This window comes from Embleya scabrispora (genome assembly GCF_002024165.1).
GTDB lineage: Bacteria > Actinomycetota > Actinomycetes > Streptomycetales > Streptomycetaceae > Embleya > Embleya scabrispora_A.
This window is the reverse complement of the sequence record NZ_MWQN01000001.1, coordinates 1,210,343-1,233,047: the sequence shown is the minus strand read 5'-3', so window position 1 is coordinate 1,233,047 and position 22,705 is coordinate 1,210,343. Positions and strand designations below refer to the sequence as shown.

Genomic DNA, 22,705 nt, shown 5'->3' with positions numbered 1-22,705 from the left:
CGGATCGAGTACCGTGCGCGGCGTCGGCTCGGCCGCGCGATATCACGTTCGGGCGCGCGCGGTGCGGTCCGAACCCGGCCGGCCAACAATTGCCCGAAAGTGCTTGCGGCGGGGCTCGTTTCGGGACCATCGTGGGGCCCGTTCGGTGTCCGGAACGAGATGCTTGCCCGTGATCTTGGGTGGGGTCGGGTTCGTCACATGGCGTCCGCGATCGTGCTGGTTGACGGGGTGCGTCGACGTCGCGGAATGCATCGAATGATCAACTTCGGCGGCGGTTTTCGAGCCGTTCACCATTCACCTGACAGTGTGTGTGGTGGAAGATACGAGCGGTAGCTCCGAAGTGGATCACGGTCCGCACGGAACCTGGGTGGACCCGGCAGAGCAAGGGGGCGGAGCCGGTGGTGAAGGCAGCTACGGAACGGCCATCGGGCAACGGCGTCGCGACACCGGGAGCGACCGCCGGCGCGATGCCGGTCACGCCCACGCGCAGCCTCGGCGCCAGACGCCGGCGGCCCGCGCTCATCGCGCTCTCGGTCGCGCTGATCGCGGCGGGCGGACTGGGCTCGGCGGCGTTCTATCAGATGGGCGACAAACGGGTGCCGGTGCTCGCCGTGGCCCGCACGGTGCCCTACGGTCAGACGATCACCGCCGAGGACTTGCGGGTCGTGGAGATCAACGACGCGCCCGGTCTGCGCCCGATCGGGTCCGGCTCCAAGGGCGTCATCGTGGGCAAACGCGCCGCCGTCGAGCTGCGCGCGGGCTCCCTGCTGACCTCGGATCAGGTCACCGAGAAGATCGCGATCCAACCCGGCGAGACGCTGGTCCCGATCGCCGTGGACGCCACCAGGATGCCGGTACAGCGGGTCACCCCGGGCACCCGGATCCTGGTCGTGACGGCGGTCGCCGCGCCCGCCGGGGCCAACGCGGTGCCGGCGCAGCCCGTCACCATCGCGGCCACCGTGATCCGAGCCAGTGCCGCCGACCCGAACTCCGGTTCCGGCAAGGCCGTCCTGGACGTGGCCGTGCCCGCCAAGGACGGCCCCACGCTCGCCCTGCAGGTGGTCGACGGCCGGTTCTCCATCGTGGTGCTCAACACCGGAAACGCGGACGCGGCGCCCAACCCCGCGCCGGGCAAGGCCGGAGGCACCCCATGACCGTCGTCGCGGTCACCGGCGGCACGGGCGCGCCCGGCGCCACCTCGACCGCGCTGGCCCTCCTGCTCACCTGGCCGCTGCCCGCCGGACGCCGGGTGATCCTGATCGAGGCCGATCCGGACGGGGGTTCGATCCTCGCGGGCGCGCTCCAGGGTCGGGTCTCGGCCGAATACGGCCTGCACCAGCTGGGCGTGGCACACCGTCAGGGCAATCTGGTCGACGCCTTCTTCCGGCAACTCGTCGACCTGTCCGACGGCCGCCGCGAACGCCTGCTGTTGCCGGGCCTGGTCGACCCCACCCAGGCCTCGGGACTGGCCTACACCTGGGATCCGATCTCGCAACTCGCCGCCGGACTGGGCAATCAGCAGATCCCGCACGACGTGATCGTCGACCTCGGCCGGCGCGGCACCACGGGCGCCTCGGCGATCGTCGCGCGCCGCGCCGACCTGGTACTCCCGGTCGTGCGCGGCACGTTGCCCTCGCTGGCCCAGGCCCAGCCCCGGCTGGCCGCGCTGCGCAACGACCTCGACACGCACGGGACGGGATCCGACTCGATCGCCCTCGTGGTGATCGAACAGGGGCGCTACTCCCGCCAGGAGATCGGCAAACACCTCGAGGCGCCCGTGCTCGGCCTGGTGCCGTTCGACCCGGAACGCGCGCGGGTGTTGTCCGACGGCGAGGGCGACACCGGAAAACGCTTCCTGCGTTCGAGGTACATGCGGGCCGCGCGGACCACCGCGGACGCGGCGATCAACCTGGCCGCACAGCGGCGCATGCGACTGGCGCCGCGCCCCACGTCCGGCGGGCAGTTGCCGGCCGGTCCCGAGGCGCCGGCGCCGAGCGACGGCTGGGCCCAGGCGGCGGCGTACATCCGCCGCTCCGAGACCGAGCCGCGTCCCGAACCCCACTCCGAGTCACCCGCCGAGGCCGAACCGGCGCACCGCCCGGCCGGCGAGGAGGCCGGCCATGTTCGATAACGCCCGTCCTCTGCACCCGGATCCGCACAACAAACCGGAACCCGCGCCCCCCGCCGAGACCGGCGGCCATCCGCAGATACACGTCGTCCCGGGGCGTCCCGAAGCGGAGGACGTGTTCTACGCGCCGCCCCCGCTGCGCACCTGGCCGGAGGGCTTCCAACGGGCCGGCGCCGATCCCGCGACCGGCCCGGAGCACACCTGGTCGGCCGGCGCGGGCTCGCTGACGCCCGCCGTGGGCCACGTCCCGCCGCCGACCCCCGCCAACGGCACGCCCGTTCCGCCGAGCACGATGTCCGCGCCGAACGCCGTGCCGACCCCACCGCACGTCGTGCCCGGCGCGAACGGGCACGTCAACGGCGCCGCCCGCCCCGCCGGTTCGCGCGACGGCATGTTCACCGTGCCGCCGACCGCGAGCGTGAGCGCCAACGGCGTCGGCACGGTCAGCCGCCGCCCGTCCGCGGCGCCCGCCCCCACCGGCACCGGCCCGCACGCCCCGCTCACCACCGCGCCCAGTCCGCCCCGCAACCCGTCCGGGGAACCGGTCGTGGATCCGGCCGTGGTGCGGATCCTGAAGGACCGGGCGGCCGAACAGCTGCACGAGTTCGACAAGTCGGCGCCCGGCATGACCACCGGCGACCGGGAACAGCGCGGTCGGGCGATCGTCGCCCAGGTGGTCGCCGAGTGGGCGGACATCACCGCCCGCGAGCGCGGCATCTCCACCACGCCCGCCGAGGACCGGGCGATGGCGCGCGCGGTGTGGGACTGGCTGTTCCGAGCCGGGCCGCTGGAGCCGTACCTGACCGACCCGGCCGTGGAGAACATCCTCGTCAACGGCTACGACACGGTCTGGGTCGACTACGCGGACCGCCCCCGCGTCCAGGTGCCCCCGCTGACCGCCTCCGACGACGAGCTGCGCGAGTTGTTGCGCGACCTGGCCCGGCGGCACGGCAGCGGCGAGCGCACCCTGTCCACCGCGCAACCCACTCTGGCCCTGCGACTGCCGGACGGCTCCCGGCTCCAGGCGATCACCGAGGTCACCCCGCACACCTACGTGACCATCCGCCGGCACCGGGTGCGCGACGTGCGCCTCGCCGAACTGATCGGACTGGGCACGCTGGACCGCACACTGGCCGCCTTCCTCGGCTCGCTGGTCCGGGCGAAGAAGAACCTGATCATCTGCGGCACCCAGGGCGTCGGCAAGACCTCGCTGCTGCGCGCGTTGTCCCACGAGATCCCCCGGGACGAGCGGATCGGCACCTTCGAAACCGAACTGGAACTGTTCCTGCACGAGTTGGGCCACCTGCGCCAAGTCGTGGCGATCGAGGCCCGCGAGGGCAACGGCGAACGCGGCATCGACGGCAAGTCGGCGGGCGAGTTGACCATCGGCGAACTGATCCCCTCCGCGCTGCGCATGTCGTTGTCGCGGATGATCGTCGGCGAGGTGCGCTCCAGCGAGATCGTGCCGATGTTGCGCGTGATGACCAACGGCGAGGGCGGCTCGATGTGCACGCTGCACGTGCGCGAGCCGGACATGATCTTCGACCGGATCGCCGAACTCTGCCTGGAGTACGGCGCGCACATGAGTCCCGAACTGGCCTACCGGCTGGCCTCCAACGCCGTCGACTACGTCGTCTTCGTGCGGATGATCGACGAGACGGCCATCGGCGGCAAACGGCATCGCTTCGTCTCGCACGTCCTGGAGGTGACCGGGATGGGCGAACACCGCCGCCCGGCCGTGAACACGATCTTCGCGCCGACCGCCGACGATCCGCGCGCCACGGCCCGGATGTACCCCTCGGACATGCCGGATCTGATCCGGGCCGGGTTCAGTCCGCATCTGCTGGACGAACCGCACGGCTGGCGCCCGTTGCGGCTCAAGCTGCACCAGGGCGGGTGATCGTATGGGTGACGCGCTGTTGGTCGCGGTGTGCGGATGCCTGCTGGTCGGCGGGGTGATCGGGCTGATCGTCGGGCTCGTCGGCACCTACGACGACCCGACCCCCAAGCCGCCGGGCCGCATGGAGACGGCGATCCGCCGGATGCGGTCCGGACCGGTGACGGCGCGGCAACGCACCGCCCGCCGGGTCCGCCTGTCGGTCGGAGTCGTGGTCGCCGCGCTGGTCTGGCTGTTCACCGGATTCCTGGGCGCCGGGCTCCTGGTGATCGCCGCGTTCTCCGGGCTGCCCTGGCTGCTCGCGCCCACCAAGAGCGACCACAGTGTGATCAAGCGCCTGGACGCGCTCGCCGAGTGGACCCGACGGATCGCCGACCTGATCGAACTGGGCGCCGGCCTCGAGAACGCGATCCTCACCTCGCGGGCCACCTGCCCGGAGCCGATCGTCGAGGAGGTCGGCGACCTGGTCAGCCGATTGCAGTCCCGGTGGCGCCCCGAGGAGGCGCTGCGGGCGTTCGCCGCCGATCTGGGCGACGCCACGGCGGACAAGATCGCGGCGGCGCTGATCCTGCGCTCCTCGGACCGCGGGCCCGGCCTTGCGATGGCGCTCAAGGACCTCGCGACGACCGTGCGCGAAGAGGTGCGCCAGCGCCGGGCGATCGAGGCGGACCGGGCCGGCGCCCGGATGGCCGTGCGCTGGATCACCTACATCACCCTGGGGGTCACCTCCCTGGTCGTGGTGATCAACCGCGACTATGCCGCGCCGTACGGCACCGCACTCGGCCAGATGGTCCTGCTGCTGATGGCGATCGCCTACGTCGGCACCCTGGTCTGGATGCGTTCGCTGGCCGCCGACCGGGTCAAGCCCCGCTTCCTGGTGGCGGATCCGCGCAGCGTGGTCAAGGCGGCCAGGGCGGTGGACGTGCAACAGGAGCAGGGTGTGCACACCGCACCCGTATTGCGGGGTGAGTGGTCGTGATCCCACCCGAGGTGATCGTCAGCGGGTGTGTGCTCGGCGCCGGAGTGGCCGTGCTGGTCCGCGAGTTGTGGCCCGCGCCGCCGGACCTGGGCAATGCGCTGCACCGCCTGTCCGGGATGCCAAAGCGGCGTACGGAGCAGACCGGCAGCAAGTACGACGACCGACTGGTCGCCATGGTCCGGCACATCCCCGGCTTCCGGGTGCCGCACCGCGAACTCGACCTGGTCGGCGAGACCGTCGCGCAGTTCGTGCGCACCAAGGCGCTGTTGGCCCTGCTCGGGTTGCTGCTGCCCGCGATGCTCTCGGCGGTGCTGACCGCGGCGGGGATCGGGATCGCTTTCTACGTACCGCTGTTCCTGTCCCTGGCGGTGGCCGCGGGGATGTGGTTCATCCCCGACTTCGCGCTGCGCGACCAGGCCAAGTCCGCCCGGATCGAGTTCCAGCACGCGGCCGCCGCCTACCTGGACCTGGTGGCGCTGGGCAGGGCGGGCGACGCGGGCCCGGCGGAGGCGTTGGAACGGGCCGCGGCCGTGGGGGACGGCTGGGCCTTCGCCCGGATCCAGGACGCGTTGGCACGGGCCCGCGTGGGCAGCGCCGACCCCTGGGACGGACTGCGCGACCTGGCCAAGGACCTGGACCTGCCCGAACTGGCCGACGTGGCCGACATCATCGAGATGGCCGGGACCGAAGGCGCCGCCGTGTACGGCACGTTGCGCGCCCGGTCCCAGTCCCTGCGCGTCGAACTGCTCGCGAACGAACACGAAAAGGCGAACGCGGACTCGGAACGGCTCACCGTTCCGGGGACGATGCTCGTGGTGATCATGGGAATCCTCCTGGGATTCCCGGCAATATCCCGGATGTTCTCGGTATGAACGACCTTCGGATTCCGAGCCCATCTCCGGAAGGAGTACAGGCAATGTCAACCGGTTCCTCGTCCCCCGCGGTGCTCGATCGTGTCGAGACCGCCGTGCACAGAGTCGCCCCGGCTCCGGTCGCCTTCGTGTTGGTGGTCACCGGTGGTCTGGTGGACCGCTATCGGCGACTGCGCAAGGAGCGCGACCACGGCGCGGTGAGCATCGAGACGGCGATCATCGTCGCGGTGCTGATCGTCGCCGCCGTCAGCATCGCCGCGGTGATCATCACGATGTACAAGAAGTATCGCGACGACCTGAAGACGTCCGACGACAAGTACGAGAAGCCGGACCCGGGCTGATAACGCGGACGACGTCTCGATGACCGACATGCGACGAAGCCGACCCATCGCCGCGATCCGACGCCGCCTGCGCCAGGCAGGCGGGTCGGATCGCGGCAGCATGTCCATTTCGATGGCGATCATCTTCCCCGTGTTCATTCTCGTGCTCTTGTCGGTGATCCAGGTCTGCCTGTGGTGGTACGCCCGGGAAGTGGCGTTGCAGGCGGCTCAGGAGGGCGTCGAGGTGGGGCGCTCGACAAAGGGGGACTTCGGGAAGGCGGAAGAGCGCGGCCGGAATGTGGTCAAGGACCTCGGTGGGGGAATGCTCAAGGATCCGAAGGTGATTCCGGATCGACGGACCGAGGGGCGGATCCGGGTGACCGTTCGGGGTACGTCGTTGTCGATAGTGCCCGGGATCGGGAGTCTGACCATCACCCAGCACGCGGACGGCGTCGTCGAGCAGTGGACGAGTTCGGGCTGACTGACATGTGGGGGGCGAGGGTGCACAGGGGGAGCCTGGGGGCGGACGAGGGGTCGTTCGCTCTGGAGGCAGCGATACTCACGCCCGTGTTGATCGCGTTCCTGTGTCTGATCATCGCGTTCGGCCGAACCTCGGTGGCCGGCAACGGTGTGGACGCGGCGGCGAAGGCGGGAGCCCGGGAGGCGTCGATTGCCCGGGACCCCGGGAACGCGGACCGGAATGCCCGGGCGGCCGTGGCGAGTTCTCTTGCCCAGGACGGGCTTCACTGCACGCCGCACACCGAGGTCGAGCTGCCGGGCTTCCACACCGCTCCCGGAACGCCCGGCATCGTCACCGTCTCGGTCACATGCACCGTGTCGTTGTCCGATGTGGCCTTCCCCGGCATCCCGGGTTCGAAGACCCTGCACGGCACCTTCACCTCGGTGCTGGACACCTACCGGGGGAGGAACGGATGACATCCATGGCGCGCACGCGTGTCCGCGGCGCCGACGTCGATCCCGACCCCGGTGATCGCGGCAGCCTCGCCATCATGCTCGCGATCATGATGGCGGTGATCATCCTGCTCGTCGGCCTGGTCATCGACGGAGGCGGCAAGTTGCGCGCCGACTCCAAGGCCGACGCGTTCGCCCAGGAGGCGGCCCGGGCGGCCGGACAGGCGATCGATCCGACCAAGGCCATCCCGGGGACGGCGATCGTGGTCACGGAAGAGAACGCGAAGACCGCCGCGAAGAACTATCTCGACACTCACACCATGGTGAAGTGGCGGGATGCCGTGGTCACCAAGGACGGCCGCCAGATCGACGTCTACGTGACCCTCGAATACAAGACCAAGGTGGCCGCCTTCTTCGGCGTCTCCACCGTCACCGTCAAAGGCCATGCCCGTGCCGGGCTCGTCCATGGGATCCGAACCCCGGAGGACGCACCGTGACCGTTACCCAAGGCCCTCGTCCCGGCGCCGGTCCGGGCACCGGGGCACACGCACGAAATCGTGCCGACCGGGGCAGGCGTCGCGGACCCGGAAGATTCCTCGTCGACCTGATCCGGGGCCTGCTCAGCCTCGTGGTGCTGCTCGCGCTGCTCGTCGGACTGCCCGCCTCCCTCGTCGTGGCCACCACCGACGTGTTGCCGCACCGGCTGCCCGCGCTCGACGAGATCGGCAAGATCCTCACCCAACCCGACGACGGACGCGGCTTCCTCGCGGCACTCGCCCTCGTCTTCTGGGGCGCCTGGCTGTGCTTCGCCGTCTCGGTGATCGTGGAAATCCCGGCCCAGCTACGCGGGTTGTCCGCGCCGCGCATCCGCGGCCTGGGCTGGAGCCAGAAGGCGGCGGGCGCGCTGATCGGCGGCATCATGCTGATGCTCCCCACCGGTACCGCGCTGGCCGCCGGCGAGGCGCATGCCGCACCGCAACTGCCGGAACACGTGTCGAGTGCGCCGAGTCGAGCCGTGGAGCAGGAAATCCCGGTCCGGGTACAGGACCCCGGGCCGACCGCCGGGCCCACGCATACCGTGCAACGCGGCGACTCGTTGTGGACGATCGCCGAGGAACGGCTGGGTGACGGCAAACGCTGGAACGAGATCGCCAGGCTCAACGACGGCAAGACGATGGCGAACGGGCAGCGGTTCGACTCGGCGGACTACGTCGAGGAGGGCTGGGTGCTCGCACTGCCCGCCAACGCCGGGCCGCCCGCCGAGGTCAAGGCCGCGCACGCGCCGGAGGTGCCGGGGGAGGAGCACAAGGCGCTGCCGAAGACGGTCACCGTCAAGCCGGGCGACACGTTGTCGGACATCGCCGAGGAACTTTTGGGCGACGGCGACCGCTACCCCGAGATCTTCGCCGCCAACAAGGACCAGCCGCAGTCGGGTGGCGCGGCACTGACCGATCCGAACTCGATCCAGCCCGGCTGGACGTTGTCCATCCCGGGCGGAGGCGGCGCGGACCCGGCACCGCAGCAACAGCAGCCGCCGCAACAGCAACCACCCCAGCAGCAACAGCCTTCGCAGCAGTCGCCCCAGCAACAGCAGCCCCCGGTCCAACAACCACCCGCCGAGCCGCAGAAGCCGTTCGTCGAGACCCCGCCGCAGATCGCCAAGCAGGACCCGATCGTGGTCCCGAACGCCCCCGACGGTGCGGGCGCGCCCGGCGCGGTGTCGACCGAGACGCCGAAGAAGACGGACAACACCAATCCCACCGGCAGCCGCGCCGAGGCGCCGAGCCCGGGTGGGGACGAGAGTTCGGTACCGGTGGGCGCACTCGCCCTGGGCGCGGTCGGCGCCGCGGCGGTACTCGGAGCCCTGCTGGTACGCCGCCGACTCCAGCAGTCGGTGCGTCGGGACGGACGCCGGATCGCGATGCCCGCGCCGGCGGCGGCCGACCTGGAGCAGCAGCTGCGCGCGGCCGAAACGCCGGACGCGCTCGACCTGTTCGACCGCACGCTGCGCACGCTGTGTGCCCGGATGTCCGACACCGGCCGCACGCTTCCCCTGATCGACTCGGTACAACTCACCGATCAACAACTCGAACTGCACCTGGCCGCTCCATCGCCGCCGCTGTACCCGTTCGAGGCGGTACACGGCGACCACATGCACTGGACCTGCCCGGCCGACGCCGAGCTGCTGCACACCAGCGCGGCGGCCAACGTACCTGCGCCCTATCCGGCCCTCGCGGTGCTCGGCGAAACCGACGACGGACGGCAGTTGTTGGTCGACCTGGAATCGCTCGGCGTGGTCGGCCTGACCGACGGATCCGGGGAGGACAACCTCGCGGTGCTGCGCGCGCTCGCCGTCGAGCTGCTCTCCAACGTGTGGAGCGACGACCTGTGTGTGACGGTGGTCGGCTTCGGTCGTGAACTGCGCGACGTGGAACGCGAGGGACGGCAGCAGCTCCGCTACGCCTACTCGCTCGACGAGGCGCTGAGCCGGCTGGCCACCTGGTCGGACGAGGTGGTCGGGCTGCTCGACGACGCCAAGTTGACCTCGCCTCGCCAGGCCCGGACCAAGGGAATCCTCCCCGACACGTGGCCGCCGGAGATCGTCTTGTCCCTGGAGCCGCTGACCGAGGCGCACGTCCCGCACATCCAGCGGCTGACCAACACCTACCCGCGCGCCGCCGCCGCGATCGTCGCGCCGGTGCACTCGGAGCCGTGGCTCAGCGGGCTCGGGGTGACCCGACTGCCCACCGTGCCGGGCGTGGTGACGCCCAGTCGGATCAACACCGACGTACACGTCCAGCGCCTGGAGGACCCGCAGTACCAGGCGTTGGTGAGCATGTTCACCGTGTCCAAGGACCTGGACGGCGTGCCCGCCGACGAGGTCTTGATTCCCGGCCAACGGCCGGAGCGCGAACCGGAGTCGGTCCAGGTGGGCGCCGGCGGCGGCAGCATGTCGTCCGCCGCGTGGTCCGCGGTCGGCGGGATGGAGCGACCGGCCCGGGGCGGTGGGGCGACGGTGGCCGACGTGGCGGCCGAGTTCGAGGTCTCGCCCGGGTACTACCAGCCGGACCCCACCGACCCCGAGCCCGACGAGCGTGTGTTCGGCGCACCCGGGCGGCCCGCGCCGAGCACGCGCCGCGCCGGTCGCGGCGGGTCGGGATCGGCTTCCGACACCGGCTCGTGGGGAGCCGCCGTGTTCCCCGTCGCGGGCATGCCGCTGGCCCCGCCGGAGCGGATCGAGCGCGGTGGCGGATCGCCGGAGGACACCGGCTCGTTGCCGCTGCCGTGGCTGCCCGACGACCAGCACGAGGACCCCGGGCCGGGATCCGGCGGCACCGCGCACCGGGCCGCGGAGACCGAACGGGCCGCCGAACCGGAGCTGTTCCAGTCGGCGAACGGCTCGGAGGGCCCGCCCTCGGCGGCGACCCGGGAGTACGAACTGCCCGTGGCCGGCCCGGGGCCGGCGCCGGCCGGGGAACCGGGACCCACGGTCGCCGCGGAAGACGCATACGCGCAACAGTCATATGCCGAACCGCCCTATGCGGAACCGCCTTATCCGCATCCGGCATATGGCGGAGAAGCTTCGGTGCCGCCATCCTTCGAGGAGCCGATCGCCGACGGATCGGTCCGTGCCGGGTCGGCCCACGCCGAGCCGACCGCCGACGAGGCGGTCGTCGTCGCCCCGGGCCACGAGGAACCGGCTTCGGAGTCGGCCGGGTTCGTGGCCCGTGCGGCGGAGGCGCCGGGGTTCGGGACACCGGACCCCGCGGACTCGACGCTCGGTGAGCCGGTCTTCGGCGCGCCCGCCGTGCCCGAGGCGGTCTCCGTACCGGGTCCCGCGACCCCGCCTGCGGAGTTCTCGTTCGGGGACGACGGGCACGACGACACAGGACTCGAAGGGGTGGACGATCCCGAGGACCACCCCCACGCATCCGCCGGGGACGCCGGGCAGTCGGCCGAACCGGTGGCGGCCGCAGAGGCCCCGGACGAGGGAACGGCAGTGCCGATCGACGCTCGGACCAGCACCGGTGAGCAAACCCCGCCGTGGGACGTCGCCGACGCCCCGGAGGGTACCTACGAGACCTACGCGGCGCACGCCGCCAACGGGCACGGAGGCGTGCGTGCGGACGTGCTCGCCGCCCCCGGAGTCCACGTGTTGGGCCCGGACGACGAGGTCGACCTGATGCAGGGCCGCGGGCGCGAGCGGATCGCCCCGGCACCGGATGAGCCGGGCCCGGCGGCCTCCGGCTCTGCGGTCGCGGCGTCCGGCGCGGTCGGCGCGACCGACGTGGTCGGCGGCGTCGAGATGCCGTCCGCCGAGTACTGGGGCGCCCCCGGGCAGGTGCGGGAGGCCCCGACCGCCGAGGACTCCGGGATGTTCCCGGTGGTCGCGCCGGAGGCCGATCCGGCCGTGGCGGACGCGCCCGAGGTCGGCTCGGCGTGGGATGTGGCGCCTCCGGTGGCCGTGTTGCCGGCCGAGGCACCGGCCGCGATCGGCCAGGCCGCCGAGGGCTTCGCGCCGACCTACCCGGAGATCCGGATACTGGGTCAGGTCGACCTGATCGGTGTCGGTGAGGAGGTCGAGCACGGCCGCCGCGCCCGACTGACCGAACTCGCCGCGTGGATCGCCCTGCACCCTGGTCGCCCGCTGCGTGAACTCGACGCCGCCGTCTGGCCGCTGGGCGTCACCGCGACCGCGCGCAACTCGGCGATCAGCCAACTGCGGCGCTGGGTGGGTACGAGCCAGGACGGCACGAGCCACCTGCCCGCCTCGGCCGGCGGGGAGGGCTACGCGTTCGGGCCCGGCTTCGCCTGCGACTGGTTCCGCTTCCGCGAGTTGGTCGCGCCCGGTCTGTACGGGAGCCACGAGGTGGCGATGGACTACGCGCGGGCGCTGGACATAGTGCGCGACGCGCCGTTCGACGGGGTGGGCCCGCGCCGCTACGTGTGGGCCGAGCCGTTCCGCCAGCAGATGATCGCCGAGATCGTCGACGTGGCGGCCCGGCTGGCCGACTACCACCTGGACAACCACGACCCGCAGGCCGCCAAGCGGGCCTGCTCGGTCGGTCTGGTGGTGTGCCCGGAGTCGCAGATGCTCTACCGGACCATGTTCCGGGCGACGCACATAACGGGCGACCGCGCGGAGTTGGACTACTACGTGGACCGCCTGGACGGTCTGCTGGCCGGTCTCGGCGCCGAACCGGAGCCGCTCACCGTGGAGTTGCTGCGCGACCTGCTGGACGACTGAGCCGCACCCGGCCGGGCGGGCACGAGCCCCCCGGCCGGCGGCGCGTCCAGGGCGTACACACCACGCGACGATCCATCACCCGCCGTGCACCAGTACGGCGGTCAGCGCCGCGCCCAGGAGGAACGGCCCGAACGGCACCGAGCTGCCGCGCCCGGCGCGCCGGGTGACCGCCAGAACCACCGCGAACAGGCCGACGGCCACGTACGCGAGCACCAGTGCCTGGATCAGCGCCGCCCAGGACGACCAGCCCACCACCAGCCCGACCAGGCCCGCCGCCTTCGCGTCGCCCAGGCCCACCCCCACACCGGCCAGGGCGAGCGCGAGATGCCCCAGGTAGGCGGCCGCCATCGCGATCAACGCGCGCCCGTACGCGTCCCCGTCGAAGGGGATAAGCAACAGCGCGGCGAGCACGGGGTATCCGGGCAGGGTGAGTGCGTCGGGCAGCCGCAGAAGGCGGATGTCGCAGACCGCGAGCGCGACGGCGAGCACCCCGAAGACCAGCAGCGCGGGCAACACCGCCTGCGCGCCGACCCGCCAGACCAGCACGGCCGCGTAGGCGGCGAACCCGGCCGCGATCGCGACCCGGTCGTGCCGCAGCACACCCGCGGTGTCCGCGTCGAGGTGGATCGGAGATTTCCGCACGGCATCGGATCCTGTCAGACCGGCGACCGGCCCGGCACCGGACGGAGGCGAACCGGTGACCGAACCCGGATCGAATCGGGCCCGGACGGGCCCGCTTGTGCCGGAATCCCCACCCGGGCGCCGGGCCGGACGGCACACTGGACAGGTGCCCACAGCCATGGCGTTCGACCCCTCCCGCGAGCTTCCCCCCGCGCCCGGCCCGGAGTTCGCGGGTGCCGGCGCGGTCCCGGACGACGGGGTATACGTGTTCGACGACGAGCGGATCGTGCTCGCCGTGAACGTCGCGCTCGCGACCCGGCGACCGCTCCTGGTGTTCGGCCCGCCCGGGTCCGGCAAGTCCACGCTCGCGCCGATCGTCGCCCGCCACCTCGGCCGACTGTGCCACACCGAGGTGATCACCGCGCGGACCGAACCCGAGGACCTGCTCTGGCGCTTCGACGCGATGCGCCGGCTCAACGACGCACAGACCCGCGAGGTCGCGCCCACGATCGGCGCCTACTGCGCGTCCGGGGTGCTGTGGAAGGCGTTCGACCCCTACCGGACTCCGCCGGCACGGGACGGGAAGCCGGCGGCACCCGGGGCCGGCCGGGACAGCGGGCCTCCGCCCGGATCCGTGGTGCTGATCGACGAGATCGACAAGGCCGATCCCGACCTGCCGAACAGCCTGCTCGTACCGCTGGACACGCTGAGCTTCCCCGGACCGGACGGCGAGGAGGTGAGCGCGCGTGCGGGTGTCGAGCCACTGGTGGTGATCACCAGCAACAACGAACGGGAGTTGCCCGCGCCGTTCGTCCGTCGCTGCATCGTGCTGTCACTGGAAGCCCCGGACAAGGAGCACCTGTTGAACGTGGCCCGCGGCCATCTCGGCGCCGACTACGACGAGTCGACGGCGGATCGGGTGGCGGAGCACCTGCTGAAGGTCGCCGCCGAGTCCGAGTGGGCCGCGGGGCCCAGCACGGCCGAGTTCCTGGACACCCTGCGGGCCTGCCACGAACTCGGCGTCGAGCCCGGGAGCCGTACCTGGGACCTGGTCCTGGAGGTCGCCCTGGACAAGGGCCGAGGGAGCGCGAGGCTGCACGGGTGAGTACCGCACGGGGGCGGATTTATCTGGGCGACCTGGTCCGGGCGATCGTCGCGCTCGACGTGACCGACGCGGACACGGCGGCCGAGATCGCCCGCATGCTCGGCATCGCCGGGGACGCGGACGCGCCGGAATCGGCGGACGGCCTCGACGAGGCGTTGTCGGCCGACGAACCGGCCGGGCCGCCGGCTCCGGGGGAGATCGTCCCGATGCCGGGTGTGCCCGACGCCGGTTGCTCCTTGTTGGTGCTGCGCGGCCCCCACGCGTCGAACGAGGCGATCGAGCCGGCCGCGCCGGGGGAGGCGCTGCCCGGCGAGGTGGATCGCCTGCTCGAAGCGGGCACGGACGAGCGCCCCGGTCCTCCGGAGCCGCCGTGGGTGGGCCGTTGGGCGCCGGGTGTGATGTTCGCGGTCGGCTCGACGGACGTGGTCGGTCGTTCCGTGGACGAGCGGGCCCTCGTCCGGCGGGTGGCGGCTCGATCCTTCCTGCGCGAACTCCCCCGGCGGGCCCGGCCGACCACCCGCCAGGGCGTACAACTCCTCTTGGACACGGGCGAGTCCATGATGCCGTTTCGGGCCGATCAGCGCTGGTTGCGCGAGTTGGCCGCCGGCGTGGTCGGTCGGGACCGGGTCGAGGTACTGCGCTTTTGGGGCACACCCGCGCGGGGTGTGCGGTGGGTCGGGCGGCGTGAACGTGCGGCCTACCGACCGCCGGCGGCGGGAACGCCGGTGGTGCTGATCTCGGACCTGGGGTTGCGGAGGCTGCCGTTCAGCGGGGACGCGGCGGCGGGCCCCGTCGAGTGGGGGGACTGGATCGACGCGGTGCGCCGGGCCGGTTGCCCGGTGGTCTGTGTGACGCCGTACCCGGCGCGGGCACATCCGTGGTCGTTGCGGCAGCGGGTGTCGCTGGTGCCGCTGGACCGGCGAACCTCGATCCGCTCGGCCCGACGGGAGACCCGGCGGGTGCGGGGGGAGGTGCGGCGGTGACGGCGGGGTGGGACCGGCCCGATCCGGTGCGGGGCGGCTGGGCGGACGCCGCCGACGAGCCCTTCGGCGCCGAGGAGTTGCTGCGCACCGTGGCCGAGCGCCAACCGGCGTTGCCGCTGCTGGCCCAGGCGTTGTGTCTGGCACCCTGTGCCGCACCGGTGTTCGTACGACGTGCCCGGATCGAGTTCGTCCCCGACAGCACGGCGAGCCTGGAGGCGGACCTGTGGTTCTCCCCGCTCGTCGAGTCGGCCGATCCGAACGCCCTGGTCCTGGCACCGGACGTCGCGGCCGTGTTGCGTACCCGGCTGGCGCTCGACGCCCGCCGATGGGCGCGCGTGCTTCGGCTCACGGAGCACATGCAGGAGCGGGCGCCCGAACTGGTGCGGCGATACACCAGATTGGCGGTGGCGGAGGTGATGGGCGCCCACCCTCGCGACATCGAACCGGACCTGACGGCCTTTCGGTACGCGCTCATGCCGGACGGCACGACGGGCGATGATCTGGCCCGCTGGCTCGTGCACTTCCTGCCGCGACTGCCGGGCGTCCTCGAAACCAGCGCGCCGGCCCGCACGTTGGTCGACTCGGCCGCGGCCCGGTTGCGTGTCGAGCCCCCGACGCGCACGGGCACACCGTCGGGTTTCGGTGCGACGGTACGCCGAGGGGTGCGGTTGGGGGTGCGGTGCGACGAGGACGGGCTCACGCTGAGTCGACCGCCGGAGCCCGGTGATCGGGTGCTCGAAGTACCGGGTGGGCTACGGGTGCGGGTGGAACTGGCCGCACCGGGCGAACCGGCTTCGGGCGGATACGCGGTGGAGCTGGCGGCCGGCGAGTCGGTGCACGTGCCGATCGTGGTGTTCGCGGACCTGGCCGCGCGGCGGGCCGGGTCCAAGCTTCCGACCGAGCGGCGGCTGTTGCTGCGTACCCGGACCGTGTTCGGGGCCACGGCGGCGCTGGCGGACGGCGACCTGCGAGCGGCGGTGCGGCCGACGGAGGGCGGGACCGAACTGCTGCGCTCCTTCCGTGGCGAGGTGTGGTCGACCGAGCGGCTGGCGGAAGCCGCCGAGTTGTCGGACCTGGACGGCACTTCGGGAATCGTGCTGCTCAGGGTGGGCGACGAGGTGATCGTGGTGGAGCAGACGTCGCTCTCGAGGGCACGCCGACTGCGTCCGGGCAAGATCCGGGCGGTGGCGATCGTGGGCTTTCGCGTGATCGTCGTGAGTGAACGCGGGGTCTGGGCGACCCCGTTCGGAGCACGCTCCGACCTGGAGATGCAGCTGTCCAGGACTGCCGAGGCCGGCACCCGGATCCAGGCCGGCCACGGGCACGAGGAGGTGCTGATCGTGTCCGCCCGCGGCGAGGTGGAGATCGTTCACCTCTCCACGGGCGCGCGAACACGCTTCGACTCGCGCTTCGAGCCACGACCGATCACCGCGATCGCCGGCGGCGCGCCGGGCGGTGCGTTGGTCCTGGCCCAGACCGGCCCGCGGCTCGTGCGCGTGCCGAGTTCGGGGCCCGCCCAGACCGTCGAGGGCGAGGCCCTTCGGGCCGACCTCACCTCGCTCGCGATCGTCGGCCACACGTCGCTGGCGGTGGACGCCGACGGACGGATGTTGCGGTGGGAGGGGGACCTGCCGATCCAGCCGCCCGACGAAGTGCCGCTGCCGTTCAGCCCGTTGCGCGTGTCGCCGAAGGATTACTCGACGTTCACCGTCGTCGGCCGGGGCGGCCCGGTCGAACTGCGCACCCAAGACGGTCGATCCGTCCTGGTCACCCCGCGGCGCAGGGACGAGACGTCGACCGATCGGGTGGCGGACGCCCTCATCGCGACGATGCCCCTCGGCCCGGGAGCAGCCGACTTCGCCCGGCTTCGTCGCTACGGGATCGGTTGTGCGTGTCTGCCGTTCCGGGCCGAGGCGATCGCCGCGGCCGACGGCAGGCCCGACGCCGAGGTGTGGGTGTGGATGCGCGCGGCCGGCGCCGCCGGCATGCGGGTGCTGGTGGATGTTCCCACGGAGCATGTGGCGCGCGTCAGGGGAGAGATCGACGCGGCGAATGTGCTCCGGTATTGCCGCGCGTTGCTGGCCGCGGGCGCCTTCGGTATCCGGATCGTGCGGTCTCGGTACTGGTGGAGTGTGGTGGAGCGGGGTGCTCCGCCGGTTGCGGAGGGGAACGAACTGCTGGGAATCCTCCGCGATTCGGTGGACGAGTACCCGGGGCGGCTCCTGGTGCTCGACTGTGACCTGCCGAACGGCCCCACCGGGTGGAACGAGAACGACGGATTCCCGCCTGCGATGACCAGGAGTCCACCCCCGCAGGGCGGCCGGGGGATTCGGGTTCCCCAGGCCTCGTTGATCCTGGACCCCTCGGAGGAGGAGGTCCGCATGCGCTCCATCGCGCCTTACGAAGGGGCCCTGGGCCGAAGCGTGTCCCTGTCCGTCCTGACCGAGGACGCCGCACCGCTCACCTGGGCATGCGCGTCGATCCTGCTCGCCCGTCCCGGACTTCGCGCCGTCGCCACGCTGCCGTCCGGCCCGACGAACGCTCGGCTGGCCGCGATGTTGCGCGCGCATCGCGACGAGCCGGCGCTCGCCCGGGGCACGGCCACACGATTGCCCTCCCTGCACGAGGACGTCGTCGTGCTCCTGCGCCGTCACGAGGACGAAGTGGTGCTCTGCGCGGCCAACCTCGGCGACATCCGCCGGGCCGTCGCGCTGACCACGCCCGGCACGCCGCAGGGCACCCTGGTGGAGCTCCTGGACACGCGGAGGCCGCAAATTCTGGACATCCGTGCGGGATCGCCCGCGATGCTCGTTCTGGACCCTTGCGAATACCGGTGGTTCCGCCTGCTCGGCCCCGACGAGCTGTATGCGAGCGGCTCGTGACCATCCGGCGTGTCCCCGATCCGCACGGCGCGTCTCCGGGGCCGCCGCGGCCCCGGATCTTCGTCAGCCACAGCACGCGCGCCAAGCCCGACGCGGTCTGCTGTCGCTGCCTGGACGCGCGCGAGGCGCTGGTCGCGCGGTTGGCGGCCGAGGGCTTCGAGGCCGTGTACGACAAGGATTTCCTGCGCAGCGGCGACGCGTGGCAGCAGGAGATCGCCCTGGAACTGCACGGCAGTCAGGCGACCGTGCTGCTGCTGTCGCAACACGCGATGGAGTCGGCGAACGTCGGCTACGAGGCCGGCATCGCGGACGGTCGGCGGCGGGTCGACGCCCGATACCGGTTCATCGCACTGAAGTTGCCGGACGTTCGGCGCGCGGACCTGCCGACGAGCGCGCTCAAGGCGATCCACCTGGGCGAGGTGGACATGTGCGACTGGGCCGACGACGAGATCACCGCGGGCCGCCTGCCCGCCAAGTTGTGCGCCGACCTCGACCAGGTCCGGCTGTGGCATCTCGACCGTTCCTCGCCCACCCGATACGCGGTCACCACCGCCCTGGACGGTGCCTACGAGGACCGACTGCGGGCCGCGGCGGACGTGTTGCAGGTGTGCGGCTCGTTGGATCGCGAGGTGCTGCGCGAGCGGTTGAGCGAGGCGCTGCTGACCGAGCGCGTCCCGGTGCCGCCGCCGCGACCGGACCCGCTGGTGCGGGCGTTGGGCGAGGTGCTGCCGGTGCTGCGGCCGGATCCCGCGTACACGGTGGCCGAGCTGAGTGTGGTGTACGCCCGGGTCCCGGCGATCGCCGCCGCGCAGCTGGGCGAGCTGGGGGCCGGTGCCGACGGGCGGGTCGCGGTGTTGGCGGCGACCCGGGACGGTACCCTCCGGGCCTACCTGCTGCGCGCCAGCGGCCGTCCGCGTCCCTGGCCGCACCTGGAGGTCGCGGTGCCCGCCGGGGCGCGGATGGCGGCGGACCTGGTCGCCGCGATCCGGGACGCGGTGGCCGGGTATCTGGGCTACGACGGCTACGACGACCCGGAGTTGGCTGGCGAGGCGGGTTTCCGCGACGTACTCGACGCGCACGGCCTGGAGACCGGGCCGGTCGTGGTGGTCATCCGGCACCCGCCGGACGTGACGCTGGTACGCGAGTTGCGGGCGTGTTTCCCTCGCCTGCTGCTGCTGTTCGTCACCGACCGGGCCGGCACCGGTGTGGCGGTCGAGGCGATCGAACTGGCACCGCTGACCCGGTCCGGTGAAGGGGAGTTGAAGCGTACGCACGGCCGCGCGATGCAGTTGGCCGGACGTGCGGAGGCACCGAACCCGCCCTGGAGGCCCGCGTGACCGGTGGTACGGATCCGGTGCTCGAACAGACCTGGCGCGCCCAACGACGGTGGTCTCTCGCCGCCTCGGCGGCCAAGAACTCGGTGCGGCGCTGGCGCCTGGTCCGGTTGATCCTGGGTGTGGCGGGCGCGGTTCTGGTGACGGCCGGCACCCAGGCGTCCGGCGACGTCGGCACGGTGTTGTCGCTGGTCGGCGCGCTGTGTGTGGGGCTGGTGCCGCTGGTGACGTCGCTGCGCCTGCCACCGGAGCGGATCGAGGCGTGGACTCGGACGAGGTCGGTCAGCGAGGCGCTCAAAAGCGAGGTCTACCTGTATCTGACGAGAAGCCGACCCTACGCCGGCACCGAGGCCGAGCGCCGGACGAGGCTGACCGGGCGGCGCGCCGCCCTCGAGGACGCGGCCGCCGAACTCCTCGCGCTGCTCCCGCAGTCGGCGCCGGGGGCGTATCCGCTGCCGCCGCCCGTGCACGACGTGGACAGCTACGTGCGGGAGCGGATCGACCAGCAGGCGGATCGCTACTACGCCACGCAGGTGATCCGCATGCGGCGCGGGCTGGTTCGGATCCAGTTCGCCGAGTTCGTGTTGGCGATCACCGGCATGTCCCTCGCGGTGGTGGCGGGCACGGCCGGCGGCGCCGGGGCGGGGGCATGGGTGCCCGTGGTGACCACCGTTTCGGCCTCGGTGATGTTGTACGGGTACGGCGTGCGGTATCAGGAGAATCTGATCTCGTTCGCCCGCACGGCCGAGCAGTTGCGGCGGTTGCGCGACGATCGTGTCGCCCGGATGCCGCTGGATCCGGCCGAGGAGGCCCGGTTCGTGGAGCGGTGCGAGAACGTCTTCTCGATCGAGACGCAGGGGTGGATGGCCCGGGCGGCGAGCGCGGATCCGGGACCGGCGCAGTGACCCGGGCGGGCGGGGCGGGCAACCGGCCCGGCGGTCAGGCTTGGTGACGGAGCGTCAGGCCGTTCGACTACGGAGCGGAGCGGTCGTCGGGTCGGCCGACTCCTCGGCGCGGCCGTGCATCGGCTCGTCCGGGACGACGTCCGGCACGGTGTACGGGCCCGAGCGCAGGCCCCAGTCGTAGTAGCCGCGGATCCAGTTGCGCATGCCTTCGACACTCATCTCCACCGCGATGCGATCGGCGGTGCCCAGGCCGAGTTCGCCGCAGATCTGCGGCATGTACGCCTGGAGCGTCATGAACGTGTCGAGTTGTTCGTAGGTCATCCGGGTCGCCTCGCGCAGCGCGACGTCGTAGGAGCAGTCGAGCCGATCGCGCAGCACCGCGACCAGGTTGTGCGAGGCGACCCGACGGCCCCGACGGCCCGGCGACTGGATGTCGTTGATGTAAGCGATGGTGTCGGTCGCCGCCTCGCGCAGCCGGCGCATCAACGGATGGGCCTGGATCTGCGGGGGCACCTCGAAGCGACGGCTGCGCTCGATCGCGTCGAGCGAGTGCGGGATGCCGGCGGTGTTGCGGCGCATCACCCGGTAGGAGTCGAGGTCGGGCACCGCGCGGGACTCGCTCATCCGCATCTCGGACGCGTGCGCGGCCAGGAATCTGGCCCAGTTCGCCGCGAATCGGTTCTGCCAGGTCACCGAGGTGCCCTCGGACATCGAGGCCCACACCTCGGACCAGGCCAGCGTGATCGGCGAGACCAGGTCGGGCGGAGTGCCGGGTTCGCGGAACGGGACGGTGATCAGCTCGCGGGCGATCTCCGCGACGCGGTCGGGGCGTTCGGGGGAACGGGGGCGCACGACGGCGGCGGCGGGGCTCGGCTTGGCGTCGGTGCGGGAGTACGCCTCGGTACCCGGGCCGGTGTCGCAGTCGTCGTCGAACAGGAAGGCCAGGGCGAACCAGTTCATCAACAGGAACTGGTCGTCGGCGGACGCGTGCGGGTAGGTGCGGCCGACCGCTTCCGGCAGGTCCCACGCGATGTATTCGCGCATGCCGTCCTCGGTGCGGATCAGTCCGCGTTCGCGGACCCAGTCGAGGTGGCGGCTGCGGGCGTGGTCCAGGTACGGACTGATCGGGGCCTCGAACGGTATCGAGAACAGCACATCCTGCGGCACCTGGTCTCCCACCGGTTGCGTGATCATTGTTATGCCGCATCGGCGTCGTCGGCGCAAGATCCTTTGTGTGTGCGGAGGGTGACGTCGACGGGCGCTTCGACACGTACGGTGATACGTGTGCGGGCACCTGTGCCGGCACGTGCCCGGTGCTCGCGGACCGGCTTCGGGTCAGGCCGCGATGTGGGCGTCGCTCTCGGTGGAGAGCAGCGCCTTCAGGTCGTGTACGGCGGCGCGGCCGGCCCGGTTGGCGCCGATCGTGCTCGCCGAAGGACCGTACCCCACAAGGTGGATGCGCGGGTCGCGCGCTGTGTGGGTGCCCTCCATACGGATCCCGCCGCCCGGCTCGCGCAGGTCCAGCGGTGCCAAGTGCCGCAATACCGCCCGGAATCCGGTCGCCCACACGATCGCGTCGGCGCGGATCTCGGTCCCGTCGGCCCAGGCCACGCCGAGCGGGGTGACGCGGTCGAAGATCGGCAGTCGGGTCAGCACCCCGTGCTCGCGCGCGGCCCGCACGGCGGCGGTCGGCGGCAGCCCGGTGACGCCGACCACGCTTTCCGGCGGCAGCCCCGCCCGGACCCGCTCCTCCACCCGGGCCACCACGGCCCTGCCGACCTCGACGTCGAAGTCGCCCTCGCGGAACACCGGCGGCCGGCGGGTCACCCACGTGGTGGTGCCGACCTCGGCGATCTCGGCCAGCGCGTGGATCGCCGACGTGCCGCCGCCGACCACGACGACGTGCTGCCCCGCGAACTCGGCCGGGCCGCGATAGTCGGCCATGTGCAGTTGCCGACCCCGGAACTCGCCGGCTCCCGGGTAGTAGGGGATGAACGGATGCCGCCAGGTCCCGGTGGCGTTGATCAGGGCCCGTGCCGTCCAGACGCCGCGATCGGTCTCGACCGTCAACAACTCGGCGGGGGAGCCGGCCTCGGAGCCGTCGACGTCACGGGCGCCACGCGCCACGCCGGGGGGCGCCTGCTCGCCGCCCACCCCCGACCGCACCGCGCGCACCACCACCGGCCGCAGGACCGCGAGTTCGAAAGCCGCCTCGTACGCCGCGAAATACGCCGGCAGCGCCTCGAACGCCGGCCGCGCCGGGTCGATGTCCGGCACCGCCATCCCCGGCAGCTCGTGGATGCCGTGTACGGCCTCCATCAGCAGGGTCGGCCAGCGGTGCCGCCACGCCCCGCCCGGCCCCTCGTCGGCGTCGAGCACCACGAACGACAACCCCGACCGACGCAGATGGTAGGCCGCGGCCAGCCCGGCCTGTCCGGCGCCGATCACCACGACGTCCACCGCCGCGCGGCCCGTCGCGGCCGAAGCCCCGCCCCCGGGCGGGCGGGCCGCCCCGGTCG

General features: G+C 72.3%; 18 protein-coding genes. 15 read left to right on the top strand and 3 right to left on the bottom strand.

Translation table 11 applies throughout. From position 1 onward, the window contains the following. The first annotated feature begins 401 nt into the window (after positions 1-401). The 10 genes from B4N89_RS05465 (at position 402) to B4N89_RS05420 (ending at position 12,356) form a co-directional block, all read left to right on the top strand. Complete coding sequence (locus B4N89_RS05465; protein WP_143657850.1) at positions 402-1,154, top strand: SAF domain-containing protein; 753 nt, start codon at positions 402-404, stop codon at positions 1,152-1,154. Next, positions 1,151-2,131 carry a hypothetical protein gene (locus B4N89_RS05460; RefSeq protein WP_078974725.1) on the top strand — a complete coding sequence of 327 codons (981 nt, stop codon included), beginning with the start codon at positions 1,151-1,153 and terminating at the stop codon, positions 2,129-2,131. The genes B4N89_RS05465 and B4N89_RS05460 overlap by 4 nt, the downstream gene beginning before the upstream one ends. Further along, on the top strand, positions 2,121-4,028 hold the full coding sequence (locus B4N89_RS05455; protein WP_078974724.1) for a CpaF family protein: 1,908 nt from the start codon (positions 2,121-2,123) through the stop codon (positions 4,026-4,028). The genes B4N89_RS05460 and B4N89_RS05455 overlap by 11 nt, the downstream gene beginning before the upstream one ends. A gap of 4 nt (positions 4,029-4,032) precedes the next feature. Further along, positions 4,033-5,004 (top strand): type II secretion system F family protein, encoded by a 972-nt coding sequence (locus B4N89_RS05450; protein WP_078974723.1) that lies wholly within the window; start codon positions 4,033-4,035, stop codon positions 5,002-5,004. Then, the gene (locus B4N89_RS05445) at positions 5,001-5,876 is read left to right on the top strand and encodes a type II secretion system F family protein (protein ID WP_235618481.1); all 876 of its coding nucleotides are present in this window, start codon (positions 5,001-5,003) and stop codon (positions 5,874-5,876) included. The genes B4N89_RS05450 and B4N89_RS05445 overlap by 4 nt, the downstream gene beginning before the upstream one ends. 44 nt (positions 5,877-5,920) lie before the next feature. After that, positions 5,921-6,217, top strand: coding sequence for a hypothetical protein (locus B4N89_RS05440; protein ID WP_078974721.1), 297 nt, complete (start codon positions 5,921-5,923; stop codon positions 6,215-6,217). Between the two features lie 100 nt (positions 6,218-6,317). Beyond that, the gene (locus tag B4N89_RS05435; RefSeq protein ID WP_161500634.1) at positions 6,318-6,677 is read left to right on the top strand and encodes a TadE family protein; all 360 of its coding nucleotides are present in this window, start codon (positions 6,318-6,320) and stop codon (positions 6,675-6,677) included. Positions 6,678-6,682: 5 nt separating this feature from the next. After that, positions 6,683-7,132: a TadE family protein gene (locus B4N89_RS05430; RefSeq protein ID WP_078979127.1), complete on the top strand. Its 450-nt coding sequence runs from the start codon at positions 6,683-6,685 to the stop codon at positions 7,130-7,132. A 5-nt stretch (positions 7,133-7,137) separates the two neighbouring features. Continuing rightward, entirely contained in the window at positions 7,138-7,605 is a 468-nt protein-coding gene (locus B4N89_RS05425; protein ID WP_161500633.1) for a pilus assembly protein TadG-related protein, read from the top strand. Next, a complete protein-coding gene (locus B4N89_RS05420) occupies positions 7,602-12,356 on the top strand; it encodes a LysM peptidoglycan-binding domain-containing protein (protein WP_143657849.1) in 4,755 nt (1,584 codons plus the stop codon). Before B4N89_RS05425 ends, B4N89_RS05420 begins: the two co-directional genes overlap by 4 nt. Before the next feature lie 75 nt (positions 12,357-12,431). Here the strand turns inward: B4N89_RS05420 and B4N89_RS05415 are convergent, their stop codons facing one another. Further along, positions 12,432-12,998 (bottom strand): prepilin peptidase, encoded by a 567-nt coding sequence (locus tag B4N89_RS05415; protein WP_161500632.1) that lies wholly within the window; start codon positions 12,996-12,998, stop codon positions 12,432-12,434. Positions 12,999-13,143: 145 nt separating this feature from the next. On the opposite strand from B4N89_RS05415, the gene B4N89_RS05410 reads away from it, so the two are divergent. Genes B4N89_RS05410 through B4N89_RS05395 form a run of 5 tightly spaced genes read left to right on the top strand, consistent with a single transcriptional unit; the run spans position 13,144 to position 20,186 of the window. Then, positions 13,144-14,082: an AAA family ATPase gene (locus B4N89_RS05410; RefSeq protein ID WP_235618479.1), complete on the top strand. Its 939-nt coding sequence runs from the start codon at positions 13,144-13,146 to the stop codon at positions 14,080-14,082. Further along, on the top strand, positions 14,079-15,065 hold the full coding sequence (locus B4N89_RS05405) for a hypothetical protein (protein WP_078974715.1): 987 nt from the start codon (positions 14,079-14,081) through the stop codon (positions 15,063-15,065). Before B4N89_RS05410 ends, B4N89_RS05405 begins: the two co-directional genes overlap by 4 nt. Continuing rightward, positions 15,062-17,947, top strand: coding sequence for a hypothetical protein (locus B4N89_RS49630; protein ID WP_161500631.1), 2,886 nt, complete (start codon positions 15,062-15,064; stop codon positions 17,945-17,947). Before B4N89_RS05405 ends, B4N89_RS49630 begins: the two co-directional genes overlap by 4 nt. Continuing rightward, positions 17,944-19,284 carry a toll/interleukin-1 receptor domain-containing protein gene (locus tag B4N89_RS05400; RefSeq protein WP_161500630.1) on the top strand — a complete coding sequence of 447 codons (1,341 nt, stop codon included), beginning with the start codon at positions 17,944-17,946 and terminating at the stop codon, positions 19,282-19,284. The genes B4N89_RS49630 and B4N89_RS05400 overlap by 4 nt, the downstream gene beginning before the upstream one ends. After that, positions 19,281-20,186 (top strand): DUF4231 domain-containing protein, encoded by a 906-nt coding sequence (locus B4N89_RS05395; RefSeq protein WP_143657848.1) that lies wholly within the window; start codon positions 19,281-19,283, stop codon positions 20,184-20,186. The genes B4N89_RS05400 and B4N89_RS05395 overlap by 4 nt, the downstream gene beginning before the upstream one ends. Positions 20,187-20,240: 54 nt before the next feature. Here the strand turns inward: B4N89_RS05395 and B4N89_RS05390 are convergent, their stop codons facing one another. Next, the gene (locus B4N89_RS05390; RefSeq protein WP_235618478.1) at positions 20,241-21,353 is read right to left on the bottom strand and encodes a terpene synthase family protein; all 1,113 of its coding nucleotides are present in this window, start codon (positions 21,351-21,353) and stop codon (positions 20,241-20,243) included. Positions 21,354-21,521: 168 nt separating this feature from the next. Continuing rightward, positions 21,522-22,646 carry an FAD-dependent oxidoreductase gene (locus tag B4N89_RS05385; RefSeq protein ID WP_235618886.1) on the bottom strand — a complete coding sequence of 375 codons (1,125 nt, stop codon included), beginning with the start codon at positions 22,644-22,646 and terminating at the stop codon, positions 21,522-21,524. Positions 22,647-22,705: the final 59 nt, after the last annotated feature.